The organism is Rhodococcus sp. 14-1411-2a, from assembly GCF_002259485.1.
Taxonomy (GTDB): Bacteria; Actinomycetota; Actinomycetes; order Mycobacteriales; family Mycobacteriaceae; genus Rhodococcoides.
The window spans coordinates 170307-194313 of record NZ_NPGA01000015.1 but is presented as its reverse complement, the minus strand read 5'-3'; the positions used below and the strand labels follow the sequence as shown (position 1 = coordinate 194313).

Sequence of the window (24007 nt, the reverse complement as noted above, 5' to 3'; positions counted from 1 at the left end):
CAGTATCCTCGACGAGTGCGCGTGTCGTCTCTGCTGACCTACCCAGTCAAGGGATGCGCAGGTGCATTGTTGGATTCTGCCCACGTGAGCGCTACCGGCCTCGAGCACGATCGCGCATTCATGATCGTCGACGCCGACGGCGCATTTCGCAGCCAACGGAGCGACCCCGGCCTCGCGGTCGTTCGGTGCTCGGTGACGGACGGGTCGCTGACGTTCGACCACGCATCGATCGGTTCGGTGACCGTGGCCATCGACCGCGACTCCGAGTCGCGTGACATCACCATGTTCCGCACGCCGATCCGGGGCATCGATCAGGGCGACGAGGTCGCGGGCTGGCTGACCGAAGTGATCGGAGAACCGTCGAGGCTCGTCGCCGCGCCGCGCGACCTCGGCCGGATCACCGACGGAATATCGCCCGGCTCAGCACAATTCGCTGACAGTGCGGCAGTCCACATTCTCTCGACCGCCACGCTCGCCGGGCTCAATTCCCGACTCGCCGCCGCATTGCCGATGAATCGATTTCGTCCCAATATCGTCGTCGACGGCTGGGACGAACCGCATCGGGAAGACGAGGTGCGGGAAGTGACCATCGGATCCACGCGTCTCGCGTACACCAAGCTGGCGATCCGGTGCGCCGTCACCACTGTCGAGCAGACAACCGGTGAGCGCACCGGGCCCGAGCCGCTGCGCACCCTGGGTAACTACCGCCGCGGCCGACAGAAGGGTGTCGCTTTCGGGTCGAAATTCTCCGTGCTGCAGAACGGCACGGTGACCGTCGGCGACGAACTACACGTCGAGAGTTGGGGCGAGTCGGAGCTGTAGCTCGAACGGCACTGCCGCCGTTGTCCACTGTTCGCCTCCGCACACGGTTTCCCGCCTACGAGAAGGAATTGTGGACAGCCACGTCACTCGCTCCGGTGGCAACGAGCGCCGCCAACTGAATCCGTGCCTGCCCCGCCCGCAGTTCCCGGGAGAACACCGCACCCGCATCGACCAGATCGTGTCCACCCCCGCCGCCGCCGTACGTCGGCGAGGTCTCACCGAACGGCACCCGCGTCGTGACGACCACGTGCACCCCAGCCGCCACTGCTTCTTTCACCGCATGCACCACGGCGGCGTTGGTGTTGCCCGAGCCGAGAGCCTGAAGCACGATGCCCGACGCCCCCGCCTGGCGGCACGCATCGATCTGCAGGCCGTCGGCACCGGGATACAACGCAACGATGTCCACGCGGACCCCGGCAATGGGCTTCCACGGCAACGGTTTCGGTCGCGACAATGCGGCTGAGCGGAACGCGTCGAGCTCGGTGGTGTGTTTCTTGATCGCACCCCGTGCGGGCAGCAAGCGCCCACCGAAGGCGATCAGCACACCGCGCTCGGACTGCGCTGCTGCCACTGCCGCGGCAATGTTGCCGGGGCCGTCCGGATCGGCATGATCGGCAGTGCGCTGCGCGCCGGTGAACACCACCGGACGCTCGTTGTCGTGGAACAGATCGACGTACAACGCCGACTCCTCCATGGTGTCCGTCCCGTGCAGCACCACCACTCCGACGCATCCGTCCTCGGCGAGCGCGTCCGCCACCGCCGTACGAATGGTGTCGAGATCCGCGAAGTCCAAGGCCGAGCTGTCCTTCGACATCACCTCGCGCACCGCGACGCCGTCGACATCCACCCCAACACCGGCGACCGGACGAGAAACCCCGTGCTCGTCGCGACTACTGGCAATGGTGCCGCCGGTGGTCAACAACGCGACATGGTCACTCATCGGCGGCCGCCACCTCTCGAATTCGTTTGCGGCACAGGAACCAACCACCGACGAGCATCGGCGCGATGAGCAGGATCGACGCCACCGTCCAGGTACCGACCGGTTTGTCGAAGGCCATCAGCACGAGTACACACGCCAAGAAGCCTAGCGTTGCGTATCCGGTGTACGGGGCACCGAACAAGCGGAACGCAGGTCGAGTGACCGCACCGGTCTTGGACAGCGACCAGAACTTCAGCTGACACGCCACGATGACGGCCCAGGCGCTGATGATGCCGAGAGCGGCGAGGTTCAGCACGATCTCGAATGCCTGTGCCGGGACCACTGCGTTGAGCACGACGCCGAGCAGCGTCACCACCGACGTCAGTGCGATTCCGCCGTACGGCACCCCCGATTTGTTCATCCGCGCAGCGAATGCGGGAGCCGAACCGGCGATCGCCATCGAGTGCAGGATGCGTCCGGTGGAGTAGAGGCCGGCGTTGAGCGAGGACAGTGCCGCAGTGAGGACCACGAGGTTCATGATCGCGTCGGCACCCTCGACGTCGATGGCTCCGAAGAACGTCACGAACGGACTCTCACCGGCCTGATAACTGTTGTACGGCAACAACAACGAGAGCAGCAGCACCGAGCCGACGTAGAACACGACGATACGGATGATGACGGTGTTGATCGCCTTGGGAATGACCTTCTCGGGGTTCTGCGTCTCCCCGGCAGCGGTACCGACCAGCTCGATCGAGGCGTACGCGAACACCACGCCCTGGATCACCACGATTGCCGGCAACAGCCCGTTGGGGATCAGTCCACCGTTGTCGGTCAGCACGCTCAACCCCGGCTCCTGCCCGTCGATGGGCGTTCCGAAGATGACGAAGTAGGTACCGATCAACAGGAACGTCACCAGTGCAACGACTTTGATGAGCGCGAACCAGAACTCGAGCTCACCGAACACCTTCACCGACACCAGGTTCAGACCGAGAACGAGCAGCAGGCCCCCGAGTGCGAACACCCACTGGTCGATGTCGCCGAGCGGTGCCCAGTACTTCTTGAAGAAGTTCATGTACAACGCCACGGCCGTCACGTCGACGACCGCCGTCATCGCCCAGTTCATCCAGTACAGCCAGCCGGCCGCGAAAGCGACCTTCTCCCCGAAGAATTCGCGGGAGTACGAGACGAACGAGCCCGAGGTCGGCCGGTGCATCACCAGTTCGCCCAGTGCGCGCAGGATCAGGAAGGCGAAGAATCCGCACAGCGCATACACCAGTACCAGCGCCGGACCTGCGTCGCGGAGGCGGCCACCGGCTCCCATGAACAGCCCGGTTCCGATGGCACCGCCGATGGCGATCATCTGAATCTGACGTGGGGCCAGCTCTTTTCGATAACCGGGGTCTTCCTCGGTGAAGGCCTTGCGGGTATCGACACTCCTGTTCTCGGTGCTCATCGCGTCACCTCGTCGACGTCTCGGGAGCATCTGCATGCTCGACCGGCGCCACTCGAAGGTTGGCGAGGTGCTCGGGACTCAGGAGCCGATCGAGCTCGTCCCGGGCCAGCAGCCCCTTCTCGAGTACGAGGTCGACCACATTGCGCCCGCTGACCAACGCTTCCTGGGCAATCGCAGTCGATTCCACGTATCCGAGATACGGGCTCAGCGCGGTGATCAGGCCGATGGAGTTCTCGACGCGCTCACGCAGCAGATCGACGTTGGCGGTGATGCCGTCCACGCAGCGATGCGCGACTGTGCGGCACGCGGCACTCAGATGCGCCATACCGTCGGACAGGGACTTGACGATGATCGGCTCGAATGCGTTGAGCTGCAACTGTCCTGCCTCGGCCGCCATCGTGATCGTGACGTCGTGGCCGATCACCTCGTAGGCGACCTGATTGAGCACCTCGGGGATGACGGGGTTGACCTTGCCGGGCATGATCGACGAACCCGCCTGCATCGGAGGCAGATTGATCTCGTTGAAGCCCGCCCGCGGACCGGAGGACAGCAACCGCAGATCGTTGCAGATCTTCGACAGTTTCACCGCAACCCGCTTGAGCACACCGGACAGGTGGACGAACTGACCGACGTCCTGCGTTGCCTCGATCAGGTCCGTTGCCGTCACCAGCGGCAGACCGGTGATGGTCCGCAGATGTGCGACGGCCGATTCGGTGTATCCGGCGGGGGCGTTGAGTCCGGTGCCGATGGCGGTGGCTCCGAGGTTGATCTCGTGCACCAGCAGTGCAGCTTCCTCGAGCCGCGAGCAGTCCTCGTCGATCATGATCGCGTAGGTGCCGAACTCCTGACCGAGAGTCATCGGCACCGCGTCCTGCAGCTGCGTGCGGCCCATCTTGACGACGGTGGCGAACTCGCTTGCTTTGCGGCCGAACGAGTCCCGCAACACCTTCATCGAGGCGATGAGCTCGTGCACCGCGAAGATGGTCGCGATGTTCACCGACGTCGGATACACGTCGTTGGTGGACTGCGACGCGTTCACGTGCTCGTTGGGGTGCAACATGCTGTAGTCGCCGTGGGCGTGCCCGAGGATCTCCAGCGCACGGTTGGCGATGACCTCGTTGGCGTTCATGTTGGTCGAGGTGCCCGCACCACCCTGGATGACGTCGACGACGAACTCCTCGTGCCACTGGCCGTCGAGAATTTCCTGGCACGCCGTGCGGATTGCTTCCCCGCGGGTGGCGTCGAGAATTCCGAGATCCTGATTGGCCGACGCAGCCGCCCACTTCACCGCTGCGAGTCCGCGAACGAGGTGCGCGTTGGTGGAGATCGGACGCCCGGTGATGGGGAAGTTCTCGAGAGCGCGCAGGGTGTGGATCCCCCAGTACGCAGTCGTCGGGATGTCGCGTTCGCCGAGAAGATCCTTCTCGATGCGGGTATCGGCCACGGTTGCGCTCCTTGATGGGGTGTCCAGCTGTCCGGCTGTCTGACAGGTAGAGTGTGGCGCAGAACACCTCATCGGTCAACCCCAGGCTAGGATTGCGTCATGAACCTGTCGGACAGCTGGGCAGTCAGTGCGCCCACGAATGCCCGAATGAGCGCAGCCGAGGCGGTGTTCGCCGACCTCCGCTCGGCGATCGCGTCGGGCGATCTACCCGTCGGGCAGAAGTTGCCTTCCGAGGCCGCGCTCGCCACCCGGCACAGCGTCAGCCGCTCGGTCATCCGTGAGGCGCTACGTTCCTGCCATGCCCTCGGCCTGACCGAAACCAAAACGGGCCTGGGCACTTTCGTCGTTCGTGACCGCGTCGGAAACGACCTCGACATCGGCAACTACGCGGCCCGCGAGCTCATGGAGGCCCGCCCTCACGTGGAGATTCCCGCTGCAGGCTGGGCCGCGGAGCGTCGTACCGACGAGGAGTTGACGGTGCTCGCCGGTCTGGCCGACGAGATGCGCTCCGAGGACGACCACGAGGCCTGGGTACTGCTGGACGCGCAGTTCCACACGGCGATCGCGCGAGCGAGCAAGAACCGCGTATTCGAGGCGATCATCGTCGATATTCGGGATGCGTTGACCCGGCAGTCCGAGACCCTCAACCTCGTCGCACATCGGCAGCAGCAATCCAACGTCGAACACGACGCGATCGTCGACGGCATCAGATCCGGCGAATACGACGCGGCAGCCCGCGCCATGACCGTGCATCTCGATGCGGTCCGGGGTGCAGTGGAGTCGCTCGCCGATCGGCCGGATCAGTAGTACGACTAGGCCGGGAGTGGAGCCTGCGGAACTACCCCTACTAGGCCGGGAGTGGAGCCTGCGGAACTACCCCTACTAGGCCGGGAGTGGAGCCTGCGGAACTACCCCTACTAGGCCGGGAGTGGAGCCTGCGGAACGACCCCTACTAGGCTGCTGCCGTGACGAAGGTATTGAACTCTCTCCCGGTCGGTGAACGAATCGGCATTGCATTCTCCGGCGGTCTCGACACCTCGGTGGCCGTGGCTTGGATGCGCGAGCACGGCGCAGTGCCGTACGCCTACACCGCCGACATCGGTCAGTACGACGAACCGGATCTGTCCGATGTGCCCGAGCGCGGCCTGGCCTACGGGGCCGAGCAAGCGCGGCTCATCGACTGCCGCGAGCCTCTCGTCGAGGAGGGCCTGGCTGCACTGACCTGCGGGGCATTCCATATCCGCTCGTCGCTGCAGACGTACTTCAACACCACCCCGCTCGGCCGCGCGGTCACCGGCACGATGCTGGTCCGCGCCATGCAGGAAGACGGCGTCTCGATCTGGGGCGACGGATCGACGTACAAGGGCAACGACATCGAGCGGTTCTACCGCTACGGCCTGCTCGCCAATCCGCAGCTGCGTATCTACAAGCCCTGGCTCGACGAGGCATTCGTCGCCGAGCTCGGCGGCCGGCACGAGATGTCGCAGTGGCTCAGCCAGCGCACGCTCCCCTACCGCGACTCCGCCGAGAAGGCGTACTCCACCGACGCCAACATCTGGGGTGCCACCCACGAGGCCAAGAGTCTCGAATACCTTGACACCTCGCTCGAGATCGTCAACCCCATCATGGGCGTTAAGTTCTGGGACCCCGAGGTGGAGATCGCCGCCGAAGAGGTCACCGTCGAGTTCGAGCGCGGCCGCCCGGTCCGCATCAACGGCAAGACCTTCGACAGCGCTGTCGACCTCGTCATGGAGGCCAACTCCATCGGCGGTCGCCATGGTCTCGGCATGAGCGACCAGATCGAGAACCGCATCATCGAAGCCAAGAGTCGCGGCATCTACGAGGCCCCCGGCATGGCGCTGCTGCACATCACCTACGAACGCCTCGTCAACGCCGTCCACAACGAGGACACCGTCGCCTCTTACCACAACGAGGGCCGTCGACTCGGACGCCTGCTGTACGAGGGACGCTGGTTCGATCCGCAGGCGCTGATGCTCCGTGAGGGCCTGCAGCGGTGGGTCGGCAACGTCGTCAGCGGCAGCGTGACACTGCGACTGCGCCGCGGCCAGGACTTCACCATCGTCGACACCCAGGGCAGCAACTTCAGCTACCACCCCGAGAAGCTGTCGATGGAGCGCAGCCAGGGCCAGGCGTTCTTCCCCGGCGACCGCATCGGTCAGCTCACCATGCGCAACCTCGACATCGCCGATTCACGCAGCAAACTCGAGCAATATGCCGCGCAGAATCAACTCACCGCCTGGGGCGACCTGATCGGCGAACTGCCCGCAGGCGGAGCCGACGCCATCGCAGCAAGCGGCCCCGACAGCTCCGTCGACTCCTCGGCACTCGACCACGCCGCCATCGAGTCCGGCACCGACTAGAACTGCTTGCCGAACTCGCAGTTATGCACGGATTTCCGCCGATTTCCGTACATAACTGCGAGTTCGGCGGGGTCAGTCTTCTGCAGGCTCGACCAAGCCCTGATGCTCGTCCCGCTCCGCCCATTCGAGTAACTCGTCGATGGCGAACACTGCGTCGTCGATGCCCGCGTGCAGGTCACCCAACTCGGCGAATCTGGCCGGCACCGTGAACATCGTGAACTCGCGCGGGTCGACGCTCGCGACCTCGTCCCAGGAGATCGGCGTCGACACCGTCGCCTGCTGATTTCCGCGCACCGAGTAAGCGCTGGCGATGGTGTGATCGCGGGCATTCTGGTTGTAGTCGACGAACAGTTTCGACGGGTCGCGGTCCTTGCGCCACCACGTCGTGGTCACGTCCTCGGGGGCGCGACGCTCGACCTCACGCGCGAATGCCAGTGCTGCCCTTCGTAGATCCTTGAATCCGTAGGCCGGGTCGATGCGCACGTAGATGTGCAGCCCGTGCCCGCCGGAGGTCTTGGGCCAGCCGACGGCACCGAGGTCTTCCAACACCTCCTGAACGACCCCGGCGACGCGTCGCACTCGGTCGAAGGGGCAGTCGGGCATCGGGTCGAGGTCGATGCGCCACTCGTCGGGCATCTCGACATCGGCGCGGCGGCTGTTCCACGGATGAAATTCGACGGTGGACATCTGCACTGCCCAGGCCACGTGAGCCAGTTCGGTCACGCACAGCTCATCGGCAGTGCGGTTGTAGCGAGGGAAGGTCACCTGCACTGTCTCGAGCCACGGCGGCGCTCCGTTGGGCACGCGCTTCTGGTGCACCTTGTCTCCGGCGAGACCCTTGGGAAAGCGATGCATCATGCACGGTCGCTCCCTCAGTGCCCGCACGATGCCGTCGCCGACGCTGAGGTAGTAGTTCACCAGATCCAGCTTGGTGGCACCGCTCTCGGGGAAGTACACCCGATCCGGGTTGGAGATTCGTACGATGCGGTCGCCGACCGGCAACTCGATCGACGGTGAGCTACTGGCCATGAGATCGAGCGTAGGCGATCACGAACGCAGCGTGATGCCGTATCGGTCTCGCTTGCGGTAGATGGTCGCTCGGCTCATGCCGAGTTCCTCGGCCGCGTCGTTCATCGTGATGCCGGGTTGCGACAGCACGCGAATCATCTCGTCCCGCTCGAATGTCTCGATGCGGGTGAGTCGATGGGTGGTGTGCGACAGCACCTCCGGCGGCAGGTGTTCGATGCCGATGACGTCTGCGCGGATCGCGGCCCGATGCATGACCGTCGCCAGTTCCGCGACGTTTCCCGGCCAGGCGTACTCCCGCAGCGCCCGCTCGGCGGCGGTGGTCAGCGTGACGGCCCGGCCGCGTACCCGGCCCGCGAGGTGCAGGGCGAGCGGCGCGATGTCGTCGGGCCGATGTCGCAGGGAAGGCAATTCGACGACTGTGCGCAGCAATCCGGCGAGTGCATGCGGAACGTCGTCGTAGTTCGATGCCGTGACGGTCACCGGCACACCTGCCCCTGCACGACGAAGCAGTTCCGCCAACGTGTCTGCCGCACGGGCGGGCAGCCTGTCGACGTCGCGGATGACCACGGCGGTATCGGGTTTCGGCAATTCGGGGGTCCACAGGTCGAGCCAGGCCTCGATGTCACGGGCAGCGGGCGCACCGGCGCTGAGGATGCGGCCGCGGGGCCGAGATGTCCGCAGCGCTCGGGCCAGGACGGTAGCTCGTCCTGATCCCGCCTCGCCGACCATCAGCACCGAACCGTGATCGGCCAGCGCCGATGTCGCCGAGCCCAGTGCACTGCGCCAGGCCGGCGAGAGGTCGTCGACGATGCCGGATCCTGCTCCGCTGTGCGCGGTCTCGACTCGGAAGACCTCACCGCGCGGTGCGGGCCTGGGCTGCTGACCCTGCGACCGTGCGAGCATCATCGCCGAGGTGTTTCCGGCCGCCGATTGAGCAAGGGCCAGAAGCAGATCCGACGACGACTGCGACCACGTCGTGAGATTCACACACCCCTCCACCCGGCCGGTCAGTGGATCGAGAACGGGAGCGGCCGCACACGTGTACCCGGCCAACGAGAGCGAGTAGTGTTCGTCCGCCTTCACCACCGCAGGTACCCGATCCGCCAGCGCGAGTGCGAGTCCGTTGGTGCCGGTCTGATCCTCGGCGTAGGAGAACCCGGGTGCCAGGTGCACCCGATCGAGCGCGGCCAGCAACTCGCGGTCCGCGCTGACGCGATCCAGTACGAGACCGTCGGCGTCGGTCAGCATCATCGATACCGGCTCGTTCGCCAGCGTGTCGCGCAGACCGTCGAGCACCTCCCGGCCGCAGCGATAGAACAGGGATTCGCCGTCGTACGTTCCGGAGAAGACGGGAACAACCTCGTCGAGCGAGACCCCGTACCGCTGGCTGCGATGCCACGACGCCAGAAGGCGGTGGGAGACGGCAGCGAGGGGCTCGGAGTGGAGTCGGGCCCGCACGAGACCCTCCGGTTCAGCCATGTGACCCACGTTACATTTGCATGTCGCAATCTCACCCCGCCGATCGTCTCGAATTGAGACGTCGCGGGGCCCTCGAGGCGGCCCCACAGCCCTACCGTCGTGCACAGATCAACGTGACCCACGTCACGCACTGCAATTCGGGAGGCCCACCGCATGTACACGAAAAACGGCGAGAACTACTTCATCGTCGACGCCCACATCGCCCTGTGGGATGCACGGGAGCAGAACCAGCGCAACATCCACGGCAAGCAGTTCATCGACTGCTTCTACGACTACCACCGCAATCTTTCGCCCGAGAGCGAGCTGTGGACGTACGACGAGTACCTCTACCAGGGCGGCGAGCGGCTGATGCACGACCTGTTCGAGATCGGGTACGTCGATCACGCCATCTTCCAGCCCGCTCACCTCGGGGAGTTCTACAAGACCGGCTTCGGCCAGACCGAGGAGGCCTCTGCACTCGCGGCAGCTCACCCGGACAAGCTGACCTACAACCACCACTTCGACCCGCGTAACGGCGAGCGTGGCCTCGACCAACTGCGGGCCGACGCAGAACGCTTCGGGCTGAAAGGCGTCAAGCTCTACACCGCCGAATGGCACGGCGACTCCCGCGGCTACAAGCTCGACGACGACTGGACGCGGCGCTACCTCGAGGTGTGCCGCGAGGTCGGCATCAAGAACATCCACGTGCACAAGGGCCCGACCATCCGCCCGCTCGACAGAGACGCGTTCGACGTCGCGGACGTCGACCACGTGGCCACCGATTTCACGGACCTGAACTTCGTCGTCGAGCACTGCGGACTGCCGCGACTCGAAGACTTCTGCTGGATCGCCACCCAGGAACCGAACGTGTATGCCGGACTTGCCGTGGCCATTCCGTTCATGCACACGCGTCCGAAGTACTTCGGGCAGATCATGGGCGAGCTGCTGTACTGGCTGGGCGAGGACCGCATCTTCTTCTCCTCCGACTACGCGCTGTGGACGCCCAAGTGGTTGGTCGAAGGATTCGTCGACTTCCAGATCCACGAGTCCCTCGACGAATACGCGCCCATCACCATCGAGCAGAAGAAAAAGGTGCTCGGGCTCAACGCCGCCAAGCTCTACGACATCCCGGTCCCGGCAGAACTGCAGTTGCCCGACGCCGACGAGACCGAGACCGGACCGCGTCAACCCGAACGCGCCGACCTCGCGGGGGTGTGACGTGTCGGTAGTTGCAACCCTGTCGAGGCACGACGAGGCGTTCGCCGCACTCGGACTCGTCCTCGATCCCGAATTGGACGAGCCCATCACCGATCTCGGATTCGTCCGATCCCTCGAGGTCGACGATGGCGTCGTGCATGTTCATCTCCGGCTGCCGACGTCGTTCTGTTCGCCGAACTTCGCGTATCTGATGGCGGGAGACTCCAAGGACGTGCTGACGGCATTGCCGTGGACCGAGCGAGTGCTGGTCGAACTCGACGATCACCACGACTCGGACAAGATCAACGCCGGCCTTGCCGCCGACGCCGGCTACCGCGGCACTTTCGGACACGAAGCCGAGGAGAACCTCGACGAGCTACGAGCGACGTTCCGCCGCAAAGCGTACGTAGCTGCGATGGAACGCTCGCTCAAAGCATGGTTGCGGGCGAATCCCGATGCGACCGAGAACGATCTGTCGACGGTCGTGCTCGGGGATCTTGCGGACGACCGAACGTCGAACGCATTGCTCCGCCGCCGTGAGGCACTCGGACTTCGCACGGATCCGGCCGCCTCGGCTCTGGTCGATCACGCCGGTCGCCCGCACACCGGGGACCTGACGATGGTGATGCGGCGAGCCCGCGCCACCCGCGTGTCGATCGACGGCAACGCCCACTTCTGCCGCGGACTGCTGCAGACCCGATACCCCGGCGCCGAGGAACAGCAAGTCCCACGCGCAGAGGGCGCATTCATTCCCCTGACCACTGTCGCTGTCCCACAACGCACTAAACAGGAGCATTCACGATGAGCACGATGCGCGCCGTCCAGGTTGTCGGCTACCACCGGAAGCTGGAGATGACCGAGGTCCCGATTCCCGAAGTGCAAGGCCCCCTCGACGTGATCGTGAAGATCGGCGGAGCAGGCGTGTGCCGCACCGATCTGCACATTCTCGAAGGCCAGTGGGCCGAAAAGTCCGGTGTCACATTGCCGTACACGATCGGCCACGAGAACGCTGGCTGGGTGCATGCGGTGGGATCGGCCGTCACCAACGTCACCGAGGGCGACAAGGTGATTCTGCATCCGCTGGTCACGTGTGGACTGTGCCGCGCCTGCCGATCCGGCGACGACGTGCACTGCGAGACAAGCGATTTCCCGGGAATCGACACCAACGGTGGGTACGCGGATTACCTGCGGACCAATGCCAGGACAGTGGTGAAGATCGACGACTCGCTCGAGCCGTCCGCGGTGGCCGCACTCGCCGACGCCGGCCTGACCGCCTATCACGCGGCGGCGAAAGCGGCCCGACGGCTCACACCCCGCGACAAGTGTGTCGTCATCGGCGCGGGCGGTCTGGGCCACATCGGCATTCAGGTTCTCGAAGCACTATCCCCCGCCGAACTCATCGTCATCGACCGCAACGCCGACGCGGTCAAGCTTGCGCTGACCCTCGGTGCCGATCACGCGGTGGTCGCCGACGGCAGTCAGGTGGACCAGATCATGGAGCTCACCGGCGGGTTCGGTGCCGAGGTGGTGCTCGACTTCGTCGGCGAAGGTGGTTCCACCGCAGAAGGATTGGCGATGACCAGACGGGCCGGCGACTACCACGTCGTCGGATACGGCGAGAACATCGACGTCCCGACGATCGACCTGATCTCCGAGGAGAAGAACATCGTCGGCAACCTCGTCGGGTCGTACAACGACCTGTGCGATCTGATGTCGCTCGCCGCGCGAGGCGCGGTGAACCTGCATACGCAGACCTATGCGTTGGACGACTTCCAGAGCGCCATCGACGACCTCGACAACGGACGTGTTCGCGGACGCGCGATTCTCGTACCGTGAAAACGGGTAGTAGCAAGAACCATCACTTCGACCACGAGGAGCACCGTTGATCTTCATCACCGCCAAGTTCAAGATCAAGCCCGAGCACGCCGACAACTGGCCCGAGATCTCACGCGACTTCACCGAAGCGTGCCAGGCCGAGGAAGGGTGCCTCTGGTACTTCTGGTCGCGCACTCTCGACGACCCCACCGAGTACGTCCTGGTGGAGGCCTTCAAGGACCCCGATGCCGGTGCGACGCACGTGAATTCGGATCACTTCAAGCAGGCACAGAAGGATCTCCCGCCGTACCTGCAGGAGACGCCGAAGATCATCAGCCAGGAAGTGGACGGCACCGACTGGAACGAACTGGGCGAGCTCGCGGTCGACTAGTTCGAGCCGCGATCCCGGACCACCTGGCCCAGCGTCACGATGGCGTCGGCGAACTGCCCAGGTAGTTCCTGAGGCGGGTTGTGGCCGCAATCGACCTGACGAACGTCGATCAGATCGTCGAAGTGTGCCGCGTGGTCCGGGCGGCCGTACAGCGAGGCGACGGTGTCCTCGGTCGGATCGATCACGACCGTGGGCACCGTGATCCTCGGTTGCTCGGTCAGCAACTCCTGGGTCGCTGCGTAGGCCGCGTCCCCCACCTCGATGCCGTAGCGGTGCCGGTAGGAATGCACGGAGACGTCGACGAAGTCGGGGTTGTCGAACGACGGTGCGGTGGCCGCGAATTCTGAGTCCCCGAACCGCCAGGTGGGCGACCAGTCCGTCCACAGTGTCTGTGCGATCTCTGCGCGGTACTCCGCGAGCCCGGCCCGACCCCGCTCGGAGTGCAGGTAGTACTGGTACCAGAACCGCTTCTCCAGGTGCGGGGCCACCGGCGTCGACACCGCCGCGGCGATGTCCTGGATCAGATAGCCGGAGACGCTCACCAAGCCCGACACCAGCTCCGGCCACATCGCGGCAACGACGCAGGCCGCTCGCCCACCCCAGTCGTAACCGGCGACGATGGGCTTGTCGAGTTCGAGCGCAAGGATCAGCTCGCGAAGATCGTGGCCGATCGCAGCCTGTTCACCGGAGCGCATCGTGGCCGCGTCTACGAACCGGGTCGGACCGAAACCGCGCAGGTACGGCACCACCACGTCGTAACCGGAATCGGCGAGCAGCCTCGCGACGTCATCGTAACCGCGCGGGTCGTAGGGAAACCCGTGCAGCAGCACCACCGAACGACCGGACGGATCACCGAATCGGTCGAAGGCGACGTCCAGCACCCCTGCGCGAATCATCATGGGTCCATGTTCGCATTGTCGGGCAGAGGGTCAGCTGCTCAGCACATCCTGCATGCCGGGAGCGAGGACATCCGACAGATCCGCCCATGGAACGGTGATCGTGACGAGGCCGATTCCGTAGGCCCCGACCTGGTAGTCACCGAAGTGAATGTTCATACCTTCCGGTGACGCCGTCCAGTTTCCGAAGTTGGCCACCGTCGGTTCGATCCCCGAGCGCTCGAAGCTCTCGCCGGCCCGGGTGGTCGGAAGAATCCTCGCTGCCTGATCGGAGAGCCGAGCCAGACCTGCGTCGAGATCGGTGAACGCATCGTCGAGGGAGATCGGTTGCGCGGTGTCGGTGCCGATCGTCACGGTCGCAATCAGAGAGTTGCCATGCGCTCCGGGCGGGACGGCGATCCACCCGGTGATCTGCTCGGCACTGATCACGCGGCTCCCCACGTGGGTCGTCCCCGTCGAGTAGCCGTCGCTGAGAGCGAAGTCGTTCCCGTAGTCACCATCGATCTGATCCTGGAGCGCCGCGCGCATCGACTCGTTGAACTCCGCCGTCACGGCGGAGTCCCCACCACTGAGCTGCGGAATGGCCACGTCGTACGTCGCATTCCCCGTGGAACCGGCGACGCGGGTGCTGCCCAGAACGTACGGCTCGGCGGCGTCCGGCTCCTCGGTGGGCTCGGGCGCTGCTGTCGCGGTCGGCTCGACGCTCACCGTCGTCGCCGCGGTAGCGGGAGGTGCGGGCTCCGGCGTTGCAGTTCCCGAGGTGGAGCAACCCGCGAGGACCACGGTCACGGCCAACGCGACGGTCATCGAGCGAATACAAGCCATTACCCACACTAAACACAACGCGGCCGCTCACTCAACCACCGCACATCCGGCGACTCCGCTGCTAGCGTCGAACGTCCAGGTTTCCTGCCGTCCACGAATTGGAGGAGAGTTCGATGAGAACGAGGAACATCATCACCAATCTGCGGGTACCGAACGTGGACGCGGCCAAGTCGTTCTACACCGAGTTTCTCGGACTGCGTTCGGAGGAGTTCGACATGGGCTGGGTTGCGCGGCTGACGTCGCCCGATCGCCCGGTCAGCGTTCAGTTGGTGACGGGCGACCAGAGCGCACCGGAAGACTCGGTGATGTCGGTGCTCACCGACGATGTCGACGGCGCATACGCCGAAGCCCAGAAGTTGGGTTTCGAGATCGTGTATCCGTTGACCACCGAGCCGTGGGGCGTGCGCCGGTTCTTCGTTCGCGCTCCCGACGGCAACGTCATAAACATCGCGTATCACCGGGACTGACTGCATCGAATCGGGTGCAGCCGACCGCGCTGAGCGCGGCTGGTTGCACCCGATTCGAAGCTCCGCCGCACGAAAAAGCCCGGCACCTCGAAAGGTGCCGGGCTTCTTCAGTGCAACAAGGGACTCAGAAGTCCATGCCGCCCATGCCACCGGTCGGATCGCCGGCGGGCGCTCCGGCCTTCTCGGGCTTGTCGGCGACGACGGCCTCGGTGGTGAGGAACAGAGCCGCGATGGACGCTGCGTTCTGCAGTGCCGAGCGGGTGACCTTGACCGGGTCGTTGATGCCTGCAGCGAGCAGGTCCTCGTACTCGTTGGTCGCGGCGTTGAGGCCGTGGCCTGCGGGCAGGTTGGAGACCTTGTCCGCAACGACGCCGGGCTCGAGGCCGGCGTTGAATGCGATCTGCTTGAGCGGGGCGGACAGTGCGACGCGAACGATGTTCACGCCGGTTGCCTCGTCACCGTCGAGCTTGAGGTTGTCGAGTGCGGGCGCTGCCTGGAGCAGTGCCACGCCGCCACCGGCGACGATGCCTTCTTCGACGGCTGCCTTGGCGTTGCGCACGGCATCTTCGATGCGGTGCTTGCGCTCCTTGAGCTCGACCTCGGTTGCCGCTCCGGCCTTGATGACTGCAACGCCACCGGCCAGCTTGGCCAGGCGCTCCTGCAGCTTCTCGCGGTCGTAGTCGGAATCGGAGTTCTCGATCTCGGCGCGGATCTGGTTGACGCGACCGGCGATGGCGTCGGAATCTCCCGAGCCCTCGACGATGGTGGTCTCGTCCTTGGTGATGACGACCTTGCGTGCCTGACCGAGCAGCTCGAGTCCGGCGGTCTCCAGGGAGAGGCCGACCTCTTCGCTGATGACCTCGCCACCGGTGAGGATGGCGATGTCGGCGAGCTGCGCCTTGCGACGGTCACCGAATCCGGGTGCCTTGACGGCAACGGACTTGAAGGTGCCACGGATCTTGTTCACCACGAGGGTGGAGAGAGCTTCGCCCTCGACGTCCTCGGCGATGATGACGAGCGGCTTGCCGGACTGGATGACCTTCTCCAGCAGCGGCAGCAGGTCCTTGACGGTGCTGATCTTGGAGCTGACGAGCAGGATGTACGCGTCTTCGAGGACGGCTTCCTGGCGCTCTGCATCGGTGGCGAAGTACGCCGAGATGTAGCCCTTGTCGAAGCGCATGCCCTCGGTGAGCTCGAGCTGCAGGCCGAAGGTGTTGGACTCCTCGACCGTGATGACGCCTTCCTTGCCGACCTTGTCCATTGCCTCGGCGATGAGCTCGCCGATGGACGGGTCGCCTGCGGAGATGCCAGCGGTAGCAGCGATCTGCTCCTTGGTGTCGATCTCCTTGGCGGACGCGAGCAGCGACTCGGTGACGGCTGCAACAGCCTTCTCGATGCCGCGCTTGAGGCCGAGCGGGTTCGCGCCGGCTGCGACGTTGCGCAGGCCTTCACGGACGAGTGCCTGAGCGAGAACGGTAGCGGTGGTGGTGCCGTCGCCTGCGACGTCGTCGGTCTTCTTGGCGACCTCCTTGACGAGCTCGGCGCCGATCTTCTCGTAGGGATCTTCGAGCTCGATCTCCTTGGCGATGGAAACACCATCGTTGGTGATCGTGGGAGCTCCCCACTTCTTCTCGAGTACGACGTTGCGACCCTTGGGGCCCAACGTCACCTTTACTGCGTCGGCGAGGGCATTGAGGCCTCGCTCGAGGCCACGGCGTGCCTCTTCGTCGAACGCGATGATCTTGGCCATTGCGAAGTGATCCTCCGGATTGGGGGTGACACATTGCTGGCCGAGCTCGGTGCCCGCGACGGACGACCAGGGGTGTCGTTGATTCCCCGGCCTCACCGTGTCCCGACCTGGCACTCACGTGTCGAGAGTGCCAACTGCATTTCTAGCACTCGACCATGGCGAGTGCAAGGTCGACCATTCATGCAAGCCGAGGGGCGAACCACCGCCACCCCCATGCCCGACGCCACCGCGCGGCGACAGCCGCGAGCGGATGCTCACCTTCGCGAGGGTCCTTCACGCACTGTTCACATCTGTACGCGTTGTTAACATCCGAATACTGTGCATCGAACCATCGGCGCTAATACCGTTGAGCCACAACAGCTTCGACGTCAAAAAATTCGGACAAAACCCAACAAAAGCGACAAGAAGGATCGAAACATGTCCGATACGGTCGACACCTCGTACGACAATTCGGCGATGGACCACGAGGAGGAGGGCTACCACAAGGGCCTGAAGCCTCGGCAGTTGCAGATGATCGCGATCGGCGGCGCAATCGGCACCGGCCTGTTCCTCGGCGCGGGTGGACGCCTCGCCAGCGCCGGACCCGGCCTGTTCCTTGCCTACGCGCTCTGCGGAATTTTCGTCTTCTTCATTCTGCGGGCCCTCGGCGAGCTGGTGCTGCACCGTCCGTCGTCGGGCAGCTTCGTCTCGTACGCGCGCGAGTTCTTCGGCGAGAAGGCCGCTTTCGTCGCGGGCTGGATGTACTTCCTGAACTGGGCGATGACGGCCATCGTCGACGTCACCGCCATTGCGACGTACATGCACTACTGGGGCAGTTTCGAGGTGATTCCGCAGTGGGTCATCGCGTTGATCGCGCTGGTCATCGTCATGAGCCTGAACCTCGTGTCGGTCAAGTGGTTCGGCGAGATGGAATTCTGGGCCGCCATCATCAAGGTCATCGCGTTGGTGACGTTCCTGATCGTGGGCGTGGTGTTCCTCGCGGGCCGAATCCCGGTCGGCACCCAGATGCCGGGCATCAGTCTCATCACAGACAACGGGGGCTTGTTCCCATCCGGCGCATGGCCGCTGGTCATCGTCATCTCGGGTGTCGTGTTCGCCTATGCCGCAATCGAATTGGTGGGTACCGCAGCCGGTGAGACCGAGAACCCGGAGAAGATCATGCCGCGGGCGATCAACTCGGTCATCGCCCGTATCGCACTGTTCTACGTCGGCTCGCTGGTGCTGCTCGCCCTGCTGATGCCGTACACCGCGTACCAGTCCGGCACCTCGCCGTTCGTGACGTTCTTCTCGAGCATCGGCCTCGGCGGCGCGGGCACCATCATGAACATCGTCGTGCTCACCGCGGCACTGTCGAGCCTCAATGCCGGCTTGTATTCCACGGGCCGCATCCTGAGGTCGATGGCGATGAACGGCAGTGCGCCGGAGTTCACCAAGAAGATGACCAAGGGCGGCGTTCCGTTCGGCGGCATTCTGCTCACCTGCTTCATCACGCTGTTCGGTGTCGCGCTCAACGCCATCGCCCCCGGCGAGGCCTTCGAGATCGTGCTGAACATGTCGGCACTGGGCATCATCGCCAGCTGGGCCACCATCGTGCTGTGCCAGATCCAGCTGTTCCGCTGGTCCCAGAAGGGCATCGTGGAGCGGCCCAAGTTCCGGCTGATCGGAGCGCCGTACACCAGCTACGCGACCCTGGTGTTTCTCTTCGGAGTACTGGTGCTGATGGCCTTCGACGCCCCGATCGGCAGCTGGACCATCGCCACTCTGGTGGTCATCGTCCCCGCACTGATCGGTGGTTGGTTCCTGGTGCGCACCAAGGTGCTCGCGGTGGCAGAGGAACGCCTCGGCTACACCGGCCAGTACCCGGTGGTGGCCAATCGCCCGACCGAACCGGAGGAGTAGCCGATCCGCGTGACGGGGCCCGTAGACCGGTGCCCCGTCACGCCGCCGCGGCCGCGTTGTTGATCAGCTGCACCACCGCACGCGGATCCTTCACCGTCAGAATCAGCCGCTGATACTCCTGCTGCTCGAGCTCTATGACGATCGTGTCGGCACTGCCGGTGACGTTGTAGAACGTCTTGACGCCGTCGCGGTGAAACGTGCCCGCGGTCTTTCCCGGCAGACCGAGCCCCGGTGCTCGAATTCCTTTGGGCTCCTTGCTTGCTCCCGGATCGTGGGTAGCTCCGCGTACGCTGCTCAGCGGGATCTCGAGCTTCCGAGTGAACGACCACACCTTGTCCAGCCCCTGCGGCTCCACCACCAGGGTGCCGTCGACGACGGTCACGGAATTCATCTGAGTTCTCCTTCGATAGAAATGGTCGAATCGATACCGGCGCGCACCAGTAACCGTTCGCCGAGGGCGCGCGCGACGTCCTCGGTGGCACCGGAAGCAAGGCTGCTCGCGCAGATTTCGCGGACATGGTCGTCGAACGGCGCAAGTTCCAACAACGCCACGAGCAGCAGATCCACGTCCCATCGGGTACTGGTCAACGCGGCGAGAAACAATCCTCGCTTACTGCCGAACGCCTGGTAGAGACTGCCGCGATGCAGTCCCGTGGCGCGCAGCAGATCGTCCAGGGACGTCCCTTCGTAGCCGTTGGATCGAAACTGCTCGGCGGCCGACGCGACGACGGTGGCCTCGTCGAAGCTTCTGGTACGTCCCATGCGTCGAGCATGACAGGTTTATGACCGATCGGTCAAGAACGATCGGTCAAGAAAACTTGAGCCACCGCGACCTCGTGAACGGCGAGCGTCGCGGCGGCGGTTCCGGAACTCCTGCTTCCACTGCAGCCGCGACGGCGTCGCTGAGCTCTACGCAGGTTCGGAAACGGTCCGATGGATCCTTCGCCAACGCCCTCGCGACCACCGCGTCGAGCCCCCGCGGCAACGACCGTCGACGACGGGTCACCGACGGCGGCTCGGCCGTGAGATGCGCGGCGGTGATGGCCAACGGCGTGGCCAGTGGATACGGAGTGCGGCCGGTCGCAAGTTCGACGAGCGTCGCCCCCAGGCCGTAGACGTCGGTCTGCGCGCTCAGCACTCCCCCGCGCAGCAGTTCCGGTGCCGCGTACGGGATGGATGCCATCACCGTTCCGCCTGCCACCAGCGGCGTGGAATCATCGAGCAGGCGCGCAATTCCCCAGTCCGACAACAACACCTGTTCGTAGCCGTCGAATCGCTCGGTGGAGATGAGAATGTTCGCGGGCTTGACGTCCCGATGCACGACGCCCTGCGAGTGGGCGTAGTCGAGTCCCTTGGCCACCTCGGCGACGATGCGCGCCACCCGAGAGACGTCGAGGGCTATCTGTCCGCGGGCGACGAGCCGCGCAGCACTGTAGCCGTCCACGTAGTGCATGGACATCCACAGCTGGTGCTCGAACTCACCGTGCTCGTGCACCGACACGATGTTCGGGTGCACCAACTGTGCGGCGACGGCCGCTTCCATCCGAAACTTGTTGCGCAACCTCGGAGATCGCGACGCCTCCCGGTCCAGAATCTTGAGGGCCTCGTACCGATCGTGGCCCCGGCCGAGAACCAGATACACCTCGCTCATACCGCCGACCCCGAGGCGGCGCTGGACCCGGAATCCGGCGAACTCCGAACCCGGCTGCAATCGACTGGTCACCGAATCACCTGCTGCACAACATTTTTCACGCCGCGAAATACGAGGGGTGACACAATCGGACACGTCCGCAGCATCGGCAGAACTGTAGTCCGTTCGACTGTTCGAGGCGACTCGACAGAGTGCGCACCCACGCCCGTTTCCCAGTTCGGCCGCCCTCGCACGTTTCGCCACCTGGGCCGATGTCGTTTATGGTGATTACCGGTACTTGACCGAAACAAGAGAAAAAGAACGGCAAGCCGATAGTGGTCAGCCGATTACGGTGACTCGAGTTGTAAGGAAGTCAAGTTAAGTGAAAGCAATAAAAGAAGCCTGGGGTGGCCTGCTCAAGCCGGTTTTCATCCCCGCATCGATCATCATCTTCGTGATGATCGCCTTCTCCGTGGTCTATGCGAGCACGGCGGCGGATTCGTTCGAGACGCTCAACGAAGCCATCACCGCAGGCGTCGGCTGGTGGTACATCCTGGCCGCGACCGGCTTCGTGCTGTTCGCCCTGTACTGCGGCCTGAGCCGAGTGGGCAACATCCGCCTCGGCCGCGACGACGAGAAGCCCGAGTTCGGCGTCCTGTCCTGGTTCGCCATGCTGTTCAGCGCCGGCATGGGCATCGGCCTGGTGTTCTACGGCGTCGCCGAGCCGCTCTCGCACTACGTGACGCCACCCGAGGCGGGCGGCGTTCCCGGTAGCACCGACCCCGCTGCTCGCCAGGCGATGGAGCTCACCCTCTTCCACTGGGGCCTGCACGCCTGGGCCATCTACGTCGTCGTCGGACTCGGCATGGCGTACATGACCTACCGCAAGGGTCGCCCGCTGACCGTCCGCTGGCTGCTCGAGCCGCTGCTCGGCCGCAAGCGCATCGAAGGTCCGATCGGCCACGCCATCGACACCGTCGCGATCGTGGGCACCCTGTTCGGTGTCGCAACGTCGCTCGGCTTCGGTGTTCAGCAGATCTCGGCCGGCCTCGACTACCTCGGTTGGGTCGAGACCACCAACCTGTTCGTGATCGTGCTCATCGCCGTGATCACCGGCATCGCCACCTTCTCGGTGGTCAGTGGAGTTTCCAAGGGACTCAAGTGGCTCTCGAACATCAACATGGGGCTGGCGGCTGCGCTCGCCCTGTTCGTGCTGCTCCTGGGACCGACACTGTTCCTGATGCAGTCCTGGGTGCAGAACCTCGGCGGCTACGTCCAGGCTCTGCCCGAGCTCGCGCTGCGCACCTCGCCGTTCTCCGACGACGGCTGGGCCGGCGGCTGGACCATCTTCTACTGGGGCTGGTGGATGAGCTGGGCGCCGTTCGTCGGCATGTTCATCGCGCGTATCTCCCGTGGCCGCACCATCCGTGAATTCGTCTTCGGTGTGCTGCTGGCACCGACCATCGTCGGATCGCTGTGGTTCACCATCTTCGGTGACACCGGCATCCTGCGGCAGCGCAACGAGGGAGACCTGCTCGACGCCGAAGGGGCAGTGAACACCAACACCAGCCTGTTCCAGGTGCTCGACGGCCTCCCGATCGCCGCGATCACCAGCGTCATCGCCATCGCGGTCATCGTGTTCTTCTTCGTGACGTCCTCGGACTCGGGCTCGCTGGTGATCGACATTCTCTCGACGGGTGGCCAACTGGAAACCCCGAAGATCACCCGCGTCTACTGGGCCGTGCTGCAGGGCATCGCCGCAGCGGTGCTGCTGCTCGTCGGCGGGACCAGCTCTCTGACGGCGTTGCAGACGATGTCGATTGCGACGGCCGTGCCGTTCTCCGTGGTGTTGGCGCTGGCGTGTGTGTCGATGCTCAAGGCGTTCCGCTACGACGTCGCCACCACTCCGCGGTACGTGCGGGTGACCACCACCTCGGAGGTCACCGGTGACGACACGGACACCCCCGCTCGGCCGACTCCGCGCAAGAAGGCGACGTCGGGTATCTCGAGCACGTTCTCCGGCCTGACGCCGTCGCAGGAGGGGTTGACCTCGGCTGCTTCCGGCGGAACCGTCGTACTCGCAGTGCACGAGGTCTCCACCGAGCAGCTCGAAGTCCATCCCGAGACGGGAGCCGTCGAGTACTCGAGCGACAACGCTCCGGTCGACCCCCTGGGTGGAGAAATCTTCGACACTCAGGAGTTCGCCGAATCGGCCGAGGGGCAGAACCAGAACAACCCCAGCTGAACCGTTTTCACCACTCTCTGACCCTCGCGAACTTTCGCGGGGGTCAGAGGTTTTTCGAAGCCCAGTCCGTGAGAGCCTCCAGCGACGGCAGCAGTGCCTCTCCCGACGGCGTCAGGCTGTATTCCACCGAGATGGGCGGCCCCTCCGTGACGGCCCGTGCCACCAGCCCTGCTCTGCCGAGCTCACCGAGGCGCTCGGACAGCACCGAGTCACTGATCCCGCCGACGGCGCGGCGCAGGTCCGAGAATCCCATCGGCCCGTTCATCAGAGTCGCCAGCAGCAGGCCGTTCCATCTCTTGCCGAGAAAGCCGAATGCTTTGGTCAGCGCTCCATCACAGGCACGAGGGTCGTGAGGCTGCTCGTTCGAGACCATGCCTCCACCCTACCGAGGTGCTAGAGTCCGCCTTGCTACTTCGCAATTACTAGTGACCTCAGAAATGAAAGCAGGGCACATGTTCATCGCCACCCTCGTCGTCTCGGTTCTGCTCGCTGTCGCACTCACGTTCTCCGCGATCGGAAAACTGACGAAGAATCCCTCCGTCGTCCCGATGCTCGAGCAGGTCGGGGTTCCCGCCGACAAGATCCCGTGGCTCGCCTACCTCGAGATCCTCGGTGCCGTCGGCCTCCTGGTCGGCTTGGTCGTCTGGCCGATCGGCGTCGCTGCCGCCGTCGGCGTCATCCTCTACTTCGTCGGAGCCGTCGTCGCGCACCTGCGCGCCGGGGACAAAGACTTCGCACCCGCCGCCGGACTGGCCGTGTTCTCCGTCGTCGCGCTGGTTCTACGGGTGCTCAGCGCCTGACCAGTCGTAATCCATCTGGCCCGCGGTGGCGAGAGCATGATCGGCTCCCGACCACCGCGCGACCAGATGCAACGCCAGATCCAGACCGGCACTGATACCCGCCGACGTCGCCAGATCGCCGTGATCGATGTACCGAACACCCTCGTGAACGACGAGCGCGGGCCACCGTTCGCGCAGCAGTTCCAAGTCCTCCCAGTGCGTGGTGACCGGACGCCCGTCGAGCAGTCCCGCAGCCGCGAGCACGAACGCACCGGTGCACACCGACGCGACCAACTCGGCGGTGGGCCGAAGACCCTGCAGCCACTGCAGAACGCTGCCGTTCGCCTCGACTGCGTCCACGACGCCACCGGGTACCAGGACGAGGTCGTAGGGCCGTGGGTCGTCGATCGTGGTGTCGACGCCGATTCTCATTCCGCCCCGAGCAACAGCTGCCCTGTCGTCGATCCCGACGAGCGTCACCTCGAACGGCGCTGCGCTGCCTGCACGTTCGGCCACCCGGTTGGCCACCGAGAACACCTCGAACGGTCCGCACGCGTCGAGTACCTCGACATCGTCGAACAACAGAATGGCAATGCTTCTGGTCATT

General features: G+C 64.7%; 24 protein-coding genes. 11 read left to right on the top strand and 13 right to left on the bottom strand.

The window, feature by feature from the left end:
* Positions 1-15 precede the first annotated feature (15 nt).
* Positions 16-822 carry an MOSC domain-containing protein gene (locus CH291_RS14535; RefSeq protein WP_094687880.1) on the top strand — a complete coding sequence of 269 codons (807 nt, stop codon included), beginning with the start codon at positions 16-18 and terminating at the stop codon, positions 820-822.
* A 55-nt stretch (positions 823-877) separates the two neighbouring features.
* Here CH291_RS14535 and CH291_RS14530 read toward each other — a convergent pair whose 3' ends face one another.
* The 3 genes from CH291_RS14530 to aspA are packed head-to-tail and all read right to left on the bottom strand — an operon-like array spanning position 878 to position 4638.
* On the bottom strand, positions 878-1762 hold the full coding sequence (locus CH291_RS14530) for an asparaginase (RefSeq protein ID WP_094687879.1): 885 nt from the start codon (positions 1760-1762) through the stop codon (positions 878-880).
* Entirely contained in the window at positions 1755-3194 is a 1440-nt protein-coding gene (locus CH291_RS14525; RefSeq protein WP_094687878.1) for an amino acid permease, read from the bottom strand. The genes CH291_RS14530 and CH291_RS14525 overlap by 8 nt, the downstream gene beginning before the upstream one ends.
* A gap of 4 nt (positions 3195-3198) precedes the next feature.
* Positions 3199-4638: an aspartate ammonia-lyase gene (gene aspA, locus CH291_RS14520; protein WP_094687877.1), complete on the bottom strand. Its 1440-nt coding sequence runs from the start codon at positions 4636-4638 to the stop codon at positions 3199-3201.
* Between the two features lie 99 nt (positions 4639-4737).
* Here aspA and CH291_RS14515 point away from each other — a divergent pair, with 99 nt between their 5' ends.
* Both CH291_RS14515 and argG read left to right on the top strand, forming a co-directional pair.
* Positions 4738-5445 carry a FadR/GntR family transcriptional regulator gene (locus CH291_RS14515; protein ID WP_068048192.1) on the top strand — a complete coding sequence of 236 codons (708 nt, stop codon included), beginning with the start codon at positions 4738-4740 and terminating at the stop codon, positions 5443-5445.
* Between the two features lie 158 nt (positions 5446-5603).
* On the top strand, positions 5604-7019 hold the full coding sequence (argG, locus tag CH291_RS14510) for an argininosuccinate synthase (RefSeq protein ID WP_068048189.1): 1416 nt from the start codon (positions 5604-5606) through the stop codon (positions 7017-7019).
* A 72-nt stretch (positions 7020-7091) separates the two neighbouring features.
* Here argG and ligD read toward each other — a convergent pair whose 3' ends face one another.
* Both ligD and CH291_RS14500 read right to left on the bottom strand, forming a co-directional pair.
* Complete coding sequence (gene ligD / locus CH291_RS14505) at positions 7092-8048, bottom strand: non-homologous end-joining DNA ligase (RefSeq protein WP_094641014.1); 957 nt, start codon at positions 8046-8048, stop codon at positions 7092-7094.
* Between the two features lie 18 nt (positions 8049-8066).
* On the bottom strand, positions 8067-9527 hold the full coding sequence (locus tag CH291_RS14500) for a helix-turn-helix domain-containing protein (RefSeq protein WP_094688072.1): 1461 nt from the start codon (positions 9525-9527) through the stop codon (positions 8067-8069).
* 153 nt (positions 9528-9680) lie between these two features.
* Here CH291_RS14500 and CH291_RS14495 point away from each other — a divergent pair, with 153 nt between their 5' ends.
* Genes CH291_RS14495 through CH291_RS14480 form a run of 4 tightly spaced genes read left to right on the top strand, consistent with a single transcriptional unit; the run spans position 9681 to position 12909 of the window.
* A complete protein-coding gene (locus tag CH291_RS14495) occupies positions 9681-10724 on the top strand; it encodes an amidohydrolase family protein (protein WP_068048183.1) in 1044 nt (347 codons plus the stop codon).
* Position 10725: 1 nt separating this feature from the next.
* Positions 10726-11508 (top strand): iron-sulfur cluster assembly protein, encoded by a 783-nt coding sequence (locus CH291_RS14490; protein ID WP_256980851.1) that lies wholly within the window; start codon positions 10726-10728, stop codon positions 11506-11508.
* 5 nt (positions 11509-11513) lie between these two features.
* Complete coding sequence (locus tag CH291_RS14485) at positions 11514-12539, top strand: NAD(P)-dependent alcohol dehydrogenase (RefSeq protein WP_094641432.1); 1026 nt, start codon at positions 11514-11516, stop codon at positions 12537-12539.
* Positions 12540-12585: 46 nt separating this feature from the next.
* A complete protein-coding gene (locus CH291_RS14480; protein ID WP_068048178.1) occupies positions 12586-12909 on the top strand; it encodes a putative quinol monooxygenase in 324 nt (107 codons plus the stop codon).
* Here CH291_RS14480 and CH291_RS14475 read toward each other — a convergent pair.
* Positions 12906-13808, bottom strand: a complete 903-nt coding sequence (locus tag CH291_RS14475; RefSeq protein WP_094687876.1) for an alpha/beta fold hydrolase — start codon at positions 13806-13808, stop codon at positions 12906-12908. The two genes, CH291_RS14480 and CH291_RS14475, sit on opposite strands and share 4 nt — an antisense overlap.
* Before the next feature lie 30 nt (positions 13809-13838).
* Complete coding sequence (locus tag CH291_RS14470) at positions 13839-14612, bottom strand: RsiV family protein (protein ID WP_256980850.1); 774 nt, start codon at positions 14610-14612, stop codon at positions 13839-13841.
* 131 nt (positions 14613-14743) lie between these two features.
* On the opposite strand from CH291_RS14470, the gene CH291_RS14465 reads away from it, so the two are divergent.
* Positions 14744-15097, top strand: a complete 354-nt coding sequence (locus tag CH291_RS14465) for a VOC family protein (protein WP_094641430.1) — start codon at positions 14744-14746, stop codon at positions 15095-15097.
* Between the two features lie 124 nt (positions 15098-15221).
* Here the strand turns inward: CH291_RS14465 and groL are convergent, their stop codons facing one another.
* Positions 15222-16847: a chaperonin GroEL gene (gene groL / locus CH291_RS14460; RefSeq protein WP_008713461.1), complete on the bottom strand. Its 1626-nt coding sequence runs from the start codon at positions 16845-16847 to the stop codon at positions 15222-15224.
* A 417-nt stretch (positions 16848-17264) separates the two neighbouring features.
* Between groL and CH291_RS14455 the strand changes: the two genes are divergently transcribed.
* A complete protein-coding gene (locus CH291_RS14455; protein ID WP_094687874.1) occupies positions 17265-18746 on the top strand; it encodes an amino acid permease in 1482 nt (493 codons plus the stop codon).
* Between the two features lie 37 nt (positions 18747-18783).
* On the opposite strand, the gene CH291_RS14450 is transcribed toward CH291_RS14455, so the two are convergent.
* From CH291_RS14450 to CH291_RS14440, 3 genes are read right to left on the bottom strand one after another with little or no spacing between them, the layout of a single operon-like run.
* The gene (locus CH291_RS14450; RefSeq protein ID WP_094687873.1) at positions 18784-19137 is read right to left on the bottom strand and encodes a PH domain-containing protein; all 354 of its coding nucleotides are present in this window, start codon (positions 19135-19137) and stop codon (positions 18784-18786) included.
* Positions 19134-19508, bottom strand: coding sequence for a TetR/AcrR family transcriptional regulator (locus tag CH291_RS14445; protein WP_068048166.1), 375 nt, complete (start codon positions 19506-19508; stop codon positions 19134-19136). Before CH291_RS14445 ends, CH291_RS14450 begins: the two co-directional genes overlap by 4 nt.
* 46 nt (positions 19509-19554) lie before the next feature.
* Positions 19555-20469 carry a serine/threonine-protein kinase gene (locus CH291_RS14440; protein WP_094687872.1) on the bottom strand — a complete coding sequence of 305 codons (915 nt, stop codon included), beginning with the start codon at positions 20467-20469 and terminating at the stop codon, positions 19555-19557.
* 289 nt (positions 20470-20758) lie between these two features.
* Here CH291_RS14440 and CH291_RS14435 point away from each other — a divergent pair, with 289 nt between their 5' ends.
* Positions 20759-22621, top strand: coding sequence for a BCCT family transporter (locus CH291_RS14435; protein ID WP_179276539.1), 1863 nt, complete (start codon positions 20759-20761; stop codon positions 22619-22621).
* Between the two features lie 43 nt (positions 22622-22664).
* Here the strand turns inward: CH291_RS14435 and CH291_RS14430 are convergent, their stop codons facing one another.
* Positions 22665-22994: a winged helix-turn-helix transcriptional regulator gene (locus CH291_RS14430; RefSeq protein WP_094641009.1), complete on the bottom strand. Its 330-nt coding sequence runs from the start codon at positions 22992-22994 to the stop codon at positions 22665-22667.
* Positions 22995-23073: 79 nt separating this feature from the next.
* Here CH291_RS14430 and CH291_RS14425 point away from each other — a divergent pair, with 79 nt between their 5' ends.
* Positions 23074-23421 (top strand): DoxX family protein, encoded by a 348-nt coding sequence (locus CH291_RS14425; protein WP_094641008.1) that lies wholly within the window; start codon positions 23074-23076, stop codon positions 23419-23421.
* On the opposite strand, the gene CH291_RS14420 is transcribed toward CH291_RS14425, so the two are convergent.
* Entirely contained in the window at positions 23401-24006 is a 606-nt protein-coding gene (locus CH291_RS14420) for a DJ-1/PfpI family protein (RefSeq protein WP_068048154.1), read from the bottom strand. The genes CH291_RS14425 and CH291_RS14420 overlap by 21 nt on opposite strands.
* Position 24007 lies beyond the last annotated feature (1 nt).